Origin of the sequence: Ancylobacter oerskovii, assembly GCF_018390555.1 — a bacterium.
Lineage (GTDB): Bacteria > Pseudomonadota > Alphaproteobacteria > Rhizobiales > Xanthobacteraceae > Ancylobacter > Ancylobacter oerskovii.
Map to the genome: position 1 here is coordinate 1 of NZ_JAHBGB010000011.1, position 7081 is coordinate 7081.

The 7081-nt window shown below is 54.4% G+C and carries 5 protein-coding genes and 3 pseudogenes; 6 read left to right on the top strand and 2 right to left on the bottom strand.

From position 1 onward, the window contains the following. Positions 1–46 precede the first annotated feature (46 nt). A pseudogene (gene tnpC / locus KHC19_RS07855) lies at positions 47–946 on the top strand (IS66 family transposase); the annotation flags it as partial. Between the two features lie 884 nt (positions 947–1830). Then, positions 1831–2013, top strand: coding sequence for a hypothetical protein (locus KHC19_RS07860; protein WP_213351819.1), 183 nt, complete (start codon positions 1831–1833; stop codon positions 2011–2013). A 167-nt stretch (positions 2014–2180) separates the two neighbouring features. Here KHC19_RS07860 and KHC19_RS07865 read toward each other — a convergent pair whose 3' ends face one another. Both KHC19_RS07865 and KHC19_RS07870 read right to left on the bottom strand, forming a co-directional pair. After that, complete coding sequence (locus KHC19_RS07865) at positions 2181–2453, bottom strand: hypothetical protein (protein ID WP_213351820.1); 273 nt, start codon at positions 2451–2453, stop codon at positions 2181–2183. 181 nt (positions 2454–2634) lie between these two features. Continuing rightward, entirely contained in the window at positions 2635–3459 is an 825-nt protein-coding gene (locus KHC19_RS07870; protein ID WP_213351821.1) for a glycosyltransferase, read from the bottom strand. Positions 3460–4055: 596 nt separating this feature from the next. Between KHC19_RS07870 and KHC19_RS07875 the strand changes: the two are divergent. The 4 genes and pseudogenes from KHC19_RS07875 to tnpB all read left to right on the top strand — a co-directional run. Beyond that, positions 4056–4292, top strand: a pseudogene (locus tag KHC19_RS07875) (transposase); the annotation flags it as partial. Positions 4293–4347: 55 nt separating this feature from the next. Continuing rightward, positions 4348–4793, top strand: a pseudogene (locus KHC19_RS07880) (transposase); the annotation flags it as partial. A gap of 486 nt (positions 4794–5279) precedes the next feature. Then, a complete protein-coding gene (locus tag KHC19_RS07885) occupies positions 5280–6362 on the top strand; it encodes an SGNH/GDSL hydrolase family protein (RefSeq protein ID WP_213351822.1) in 1083 nt (360 codons plus the stop codon). Positions 6363–6702: 340 nt separating this feature from the next. Next, positions 6703–6957: an IS66 family insertion sequence element accessory protein TnpB gene (gene tnpB, locus KHC19_RS07890; protein WP_281418552.1), complete on the top strand. Its 255-nt coding sequence runs from the start codon at positions 6703–6705 to the stop codon at positions 6955–6957. Positions 6958–7081 lie beyond the last annotated feature (124 nt).

The following is a 7081-nucleotide window of genomic DNA, read 5'->3' on the forward strand; positions in this document are numbered from 1 at the left end:
CCCATGAGGACCAAAACCCAGCCGGGCCTAACTTATGACCGGCAGGAAAATGGGGAGCACGTCAGATTGCTCGACGCTGGCCGACTGGGTTGGGCGCGCGGCCTTCCTGCTGCGCGCAGTGCACGAGCGGATGCTGGCGGTGCTGAAGAGCTCGCCCAGGCTGTTCGCCGACGGGACGACGGCGCCGGTGCTCGATCAGAGCCGGGGCCGGACCAAGACAGGGCAAGTCTTCGCCTATTCTCGCGATGACCGGCCCTGGGGGGGCGCGATCCACCCGGTGTCGTCTATGCCTATGTGCTCGATCGCAAGGCCGAGCGGCCCATTGCCCATCTCGCCGGCTTCACCGGCATCCTGCAGGTCGATGACTACGGGGCTACAAGGTGCTCGCCGAGCGCAACACGGTGAGCCTGACGTTCTGCTCGGCCCATGTGTGGCGACGCTTCTATGAGCTCGCCCAGACCGGCCCCGCGCCGGTCGCCAGCGAGGCCTTTCAGCGCATCGCCGATCTCTATCGCGTCGAGGCTGAAATCCGTGGCCGTGCCCCAGATGAACGCCGAGCCGCACGGCAGGAAAAGAGCAGGCCGATCCTCGAGGCCATGGAGCCGTGGCTGCGCGAGAAGCTTGCCCTGATCAGCCAGAAGACCAAACTCGCCGAGGCGATCCGCTATGCGCTCTCGCGCTGGGATGGGCCAGCCCCTTTCTGGGCGACGGCCGCGTCGAGATCAACAATAACATCGTCGAGCGCTCGATCCGCCCGCTGGCGATGACGAGGAAGAATGCCCTCTTCGCCGGTTCTGACGGCGGTGCCGGGCACTGGGCCGGCATCGCCTCCCTTATCGAGACCTGCAGGCTCAAGGGCGTCGATTCGCACGCCTATCTGGCAGACGTCATCACCATGACCGTCAACGGCCATCCCAACAGCCGCATCGATGACCTCCTGCCCTAGGCCTATCCGACACAGCCCATCTTCAGCGACGTGGCCTGAGAACGACGGTTGCAATCGAAATACGCCGCCCCCCTACCAGGACGTCATGATGCAGGCGCTGGCCCGACCAGGCCGAGCGAGGGCGGAATCCCCACCTAGGCGACGGTCACCCAAGTGCTGGTCTCGAGATACGCCAATCATCTGGCGCTTTATCGTCAGGCACAGATCTGTGTGCGCCCGGACGTCGCGCTCGGTCGTTAGACGCCAGCCGATTGGGTCCGGCGCCCGGGCCTTTTGCTGCCGCCCGCGCACGACGGAGGCCGCGTCGAAATCGACGCCAACACCACTATCCAAGCCGAAGAGCGGTTCAGAATGTGCACCGCTTGCGAAGTGCGTGGCATGGCCCGGCCGGGCATCAGCCAGCGGATCATGGTTGCTGTTGTCACGCCTAAACCCGGCCGGCTCCTGCAGCCTGATGAAGACATGATCGGCACAATTCGCGCAACCACTACGAATATATGAAACTACGTGATAGCCGTGTCGCTGCCGATTACTCCGTTCCGCCCTGTTGCTCGGACGACTCCCAACTCAGCCGAGCAGCGATACGACATATCATTCTGTGTACGCACTGAGAAAAGGAACCGACGTCAATTTTCGACTGTAGGTACTGCGGGCAGAGGAGACCTGACATGGCGATCACAGGAGCAACTCCGCCCCTCCCTGCTCATTGTTCCCTCTCCATTGATTGGAAAATAATCATCAAATCCAGGTGCGCCTCGGTTAGTATAACTCGCCTATGGATGGCTTCATCCATTCCCGGACTTTACCGGAAGGACGACAACCGTCTGGCCATGCTAGATAATGACAAATTGTATCGCCAACATCATAATCGAGGATAAATATTTATGGCACTCAGGCAAAAAATTAATGAGAAAACCCCGCTAACGGAGGAAGAACAAGCGATTAAAAAACTTGGAAATGAGGTGAATTTTGCCGAGTTGAGAGCACGCCTATCAGAAGCAAAGCTTCGCGACTTCAAAGCCAGAAAAGAATTAAATACCTTACGACCAAAACAAAAGAAAGTTTAAAGGACCTTAGATCGGGGAGCCATTTGCCGAGGCCCCCCGATCGCCCCATAGTGACCAACTTGAGGCTCGCTATCCGGACAAGATGTCGACATCCCCTCCTGTGCCGAGTTCAACGTGGCTCCGCCCCGCTACTGCTCAAGCGGTTTGTCGCCCGGCAGAGAGGATTGTCAGTTTCCCTTGTTGGGCGGTGGAGTTAGGAGGTCGATATGCGTGGTGAGCGCATCGCGCAGAATGCGAGCCATTTCACGGTCCATTCGCAGCCGTGCAGCGACGACCATATAGACCTGATGCTTTCCCTCAGAGGTGAACCCACCCCTATCCGTCGTTAGCGTTAGCGCGATCGAATTGCCGACAATTCCAATTTGCGGCAGCCAGTTAATGACCCGCACTGGAATATTGTCAGGATCGTCCGGTCGCTTGGGATTACCGATTTCAACCATAAATTACCCCGCACAAATTTAATAATAGGACCATTCATTTTCTATTTTATGATAAAAGCATTGTCGTATTTTTGTCAATATCTCTACAATGACAATAAAAAATTGCCGACATTTCTATCTGGCACATTTCGACACAAATAAATTTAAATTTAACCAGCGACGTATGCCCTATTCTCCAAGGTTATGCTAACATACTATAACGAAGAACGCGCAATGAGGCGCAATTTATAAACGGAAAATCTCTTCTTAATTTCAAGCATGCTTCTGGCGTTGTCATGCTTTGCAGTGGCGATCCAGGCCTACGCTTCACGCTATCGTTGGTTTCGTGTTTTGTGCGCAGCCATAGCGGCCGCTCGGACGAAATACAATGTACTGGGAAGCGTTTGTGAATCGTCATATGGTTTCCGAGCTGGAATGCTGATAGATATTCGGCAGATGATGAGAGCACCCCTAGTCCCAGAGCAAGATATGGTAGCCTGCATTTCTGAAGCTGGATCACATCATCGGGTGCCGGAGAGACGGTCCAGCCATTGATCGGCGAGATTGCCGTTCCATCGGGGAGTTGGCTTGAGTGGGTACTTACAGTAGCCACGAAACTAGGTGGCAGAGCGTCATCATCATCCAAGCGATAGGAAAATAAGCGGCCTCCATCGGCAAGCTCGATTGACACCGTCCGCACAGCCGATTTGAAACTTTGCCCCCTACGGACGCTAATCACCTTAATGTTTTGATATGGTTTCGTTAATTCATAAAGGCGCGACTTATAAAATGATGGAAGGTCACTATTGATGACAACGACTCCATAAGAACATGGCCTCTTCGTCAACTCGATGTACGTCGGCAACGCATAACGACGGAATAGTTCCAGTCGTCGTCTCAACCGATCACGATTGAAGATAACACGCTTGGCATCTTCCACGCTCAACTCTCGCGTCGAGGCGAACCAACGCAGAGAATCTTGCGTAACCACGCTGAAGCGGGTCAGTCCGACAAAAGTAACTGACATAAGGTTTCATCGATCCCGTTCACCATACGGAAACTAACCTAACCTGACTTTGGGTCAAGCCGCGATGGGCTCAGCCATGAGGTGAATATCGAGAAAGGCAGAATTGAGAGGCGATTAGCTTGCTTTTCCTGAAGCTCGACGCCACAAGGCCGATATTAGATTCTGATCTCAGTGACATATATGCTGTCGCCAGGCGGTCCTAGAGCTGCGGGCAGTCGGACCAACTGAAAAACCCAAGCGTCTGACGCGGCTCGCTTCGATCACATTGATCCTTTCCTACGCGCGTGCTGCCGTGATCCGAACTCCGCGGCGACATTGAGAGTGGGCAACGCTTCGGCGCCCCGTTCAACGGCACGATGCGACTTAAACACCTTCAAGCCGTGCAATCATTGCCCGGACACGGAAGGCCCTGCTCGATCGCGGCCTCATAACGTATTGATCCAAATACATGCAGCAACGAGCTTGAGGGCTGCGAGGAAGTCGTCAAGGCCGCGATCGTAGCAGGTGGCGAGTGCACGCATCTGGCCGATGCATTTGGCCTGCTGCCGGTTTCGTGGACACCGAGATAAGGTGTTCAACGGGACTGGAGAGCGGGAATGCAACGACGGAGGTTCAGCCGCGAGTTCACGCTTGAGGCTGTGAGATTGGTGAAGGATCGAGGCGTTGCCGTTGCGCAGGCTGCCCGCGACCTGGATGTCCACGAGAACGTGCTGGGTAAATGGGTGCGCGAGGCGAAGGCGGATCCTCAGCATGCCTTTCCCGGGCAGGGTCAGATGAAGCCCGAGCAGCTTGAGATTGACCGGCTGCGCAGGGAAGTGGCCAAGTGGCCTGCCCCCTGGAAAGTGGCCCTCCGTGAAGTAGGCTTTCGGGCCTTTGGAGGATGGCGCCATGGCGCAGAAGAAGCATAAACCTGAAGAGATTGTCGCGAAGCTCCGTTAGGTCGACGTTTGGGTATCGCAGGGACGGCCGGTAGCCGAAGCGATCCGGACAATCGGGGTGACGACGTTCACCTATTATCGCTGGCGCAAGGAATTCGGCGGGCTGAAGAGCGATCAGGTGAAGCGGTTGAGGGATCTCGAGAAGGAGAACGAGCGGCTGCGCAAGGCGGTCTCGGACCTGACGCTGGAGAGGCCAATCCTGAAGGAAGCCGCCTCGGGAAACTTCTGAGCCCCGCCCGGCAGCGGCGCTGTGTCGAACACGTCGTGAGCAAACTCGGCGTGTCGGAGCGGCTGGCATGCCGGGTTCTGGGGCAACATCGGCAGCGCAAGATGCCAATGGGGCGAGCCGACGAGGCGGCCCTGACCGCCGACATCATCGCGCTGGCCACCCAGTACATCGAGCGCTTCTGCAATTGCCGGCGCAGGCACTCGACACTGGGCTATCTAAGCCCGATCGAGTTCGAGGAACGAGCTAAATTAGCCTAACCTCGTGTCCACAGAACCGGCAGCAGGCCAATAGGGATTGCCAGACATTGGCTATACGGCTCACATCACATAGGCTGTGATCGGTGCCCTGTCCAATGATGGTTGATAATGCTGAACGGGTCACGAAAACGCACGGCTATGATAGTTACCGCTCGCTGAGAAAGGAACATCGACACCATCGGCGATTCTGCAGTGGATCACCATAGCGTTGGCGCAGACATGATCGACGCTCGGAGCGGGCGCAAATAACCTACCCTCGCGAGATAGCGAGCTTGACGAGAAGCGAATTGATAAATATCGCAGATCAACTCGCGGAGGTCAGGGAGATGTCATGATTATGTTTCTATCAGTAACTTCTTCCGATCGGGCATTTTTAATTAAATTGGGATTTTGTTTATGAAAGCACTCGTTATCGGTGGATCAAACACTGTAATGAAGTCTGGATATTTACGAAGCATGTTTGAAAAGGCAGAATATCTTTCCGAACGAACGATAACCTACACCAATATCGCTATCGGTGCAGCATCATGCGTGCACGGACTTCACCTCTGCGCATCTCGATGCGATTTATCAGATTATGATATTTTTATCATAGAGTATACTATAAATGATTATAAGTTAAGCCGTGGTCGAGATTTTGATCTATGGCGGGGTGCGTATGAGGGACTTATCCGCCTTATTATATCACACCGCCCCGACGCCCACATTCTTTCAGTGATTCTTGGACGTCGGGATCCGATTTTTTACAGGAGGCAGGATCGGATAAAGGCCGGAATAAGCAATATATCTACACATTATGGAATCGATGAAATAGATATTGATCTATTTTTGAAAACTCTTAGCGGTGGAGATTTCAACGCGTTTAGTGATTTTTATCTAGATGGAGTTCATTATAAACTCCCAGAGGTAACAACGGTGATTGGAGATCATTTAGCAACTCAATTATCTTATTACATGATCAATAACCGCCCCTCAAGAACTCTTCCTTCTCCAATTGTTCCGTGGAGCTTGGAGGGAGTACAGGTGCTATCTGGGACGACGCTTCAGATCGGACAATCAACTGAATTTAAGAATTCTTTACTCACACTCCAAACCCGCCGCCTCGCCCTTGGGGAACGCGTCACCGTAGACCTTCCAGCCGAACTTGTTGAAATGAGTTATGTCACTACAAAATCTGCAGGTACCCTTCTTATTGAAGAAAGTGGATATGATCCCATTGTCATAGACACTAATTTTCGCGGTGTTTCAGTCGGAAAATTTGCGTTTTTACTTCGATCATTCCCGTTTGCGAATAAAGTCTGGCGACGTCGCGCGCGACGTGGGCCACGTACAGTGACATTTGAGGTAATAGACAGCACAAAGAAAGCGCTTATGACGCAATATTACCAAAAGCAATTTGGCATGATCCCGCCGGATGTAGACAGATCCAGACAGGCTGTCTACATTGAGGGTTTGATGCACGAATCAGTCGTAAATTAATTTAAATAGATTCTTGAGTTGCGGGCGAGGCAAATACGCTCGCAACTTGCCTGAAGCGTTCACAGATCCCTATGAATCAACCTAGAGCTGAGATCGTTCACGTCCGCGTGGGTTTCATCGCCGCCGATACGCCACTCGTACTCGTAAGCTATCCGTACGCTTGCGGCGAGGGCGGAGTTTACATGCGCCGAATGGTTCACTGGTGTAAGGACACACGTGCCGTGTCGCCGGCGGCAGAGATCGGGCTTCTACCGATTGTGACGAAAGGTGTCGCCGATACCCAGCCTGAAGACAGAGCACAGGCAGTTGGAAGGGGTGGTTCCGCGGGGCGCTGGAGCGGCTGGCGACGGGTCACATCGATTATAAGGCCCTCACGGGTCTGGTGCTCGAGATCCAGGAGATTTTGCGGCACGATCCGAAGGGGCGCCTGTTCGTGTTCCGGCGCAAGCGGGATGATTTTTGGGACGACCGTCAGCATGCGAGCCTGTTCTCAAAATGGCTGGAGCGCGGCCGCTTCCTATGGCCCTCGTCGGCTGACCGCATGATGACGATCACGCAGGCGCAGCTCGACTACCTGCTGGAAGGCATCGACTAAGGCGTCCGCAGAGGGCGTGGCAACCTGGTACGTCAGGATGGTTTGGGATGGCATAGAGGTCGTTGTTGTAGCCCCCACAAGCCCAGACAAGTCTCACGGTGCTGCATGGGCCGCGATGAACTCG

Coding starts and splice junctions, on each gene's coding strand:
- KHC19_RS07860 (WP_213351819.1), top strand. CDS start 1,831: ATGGCACTCAGGCAAAAAATTAATGAGAAAACCCCGCTAACGGAGGAA.
- KHC19_RS07865 (WP_213351820.1), bottom strand. CDS start 2,453: ATGGTTGAAATCGGTAATCCCAAGCGACCGGACGATCCTGACAATATT.
- KHC19_RS07870 (WP_213351821.1), bottom strand. CDS start 3,459: ATGTCAGTTACTTTTGTCGGACTGACCCGCTTCAGCGTGGTTACGCAA.
- KHC19_RS07885 (WP_213351822.1), top strand. CDS start 5,280: ATGAAAGCACTCGTTATCGGTGGATCAAACACTGTAATGAAGTCTGGA.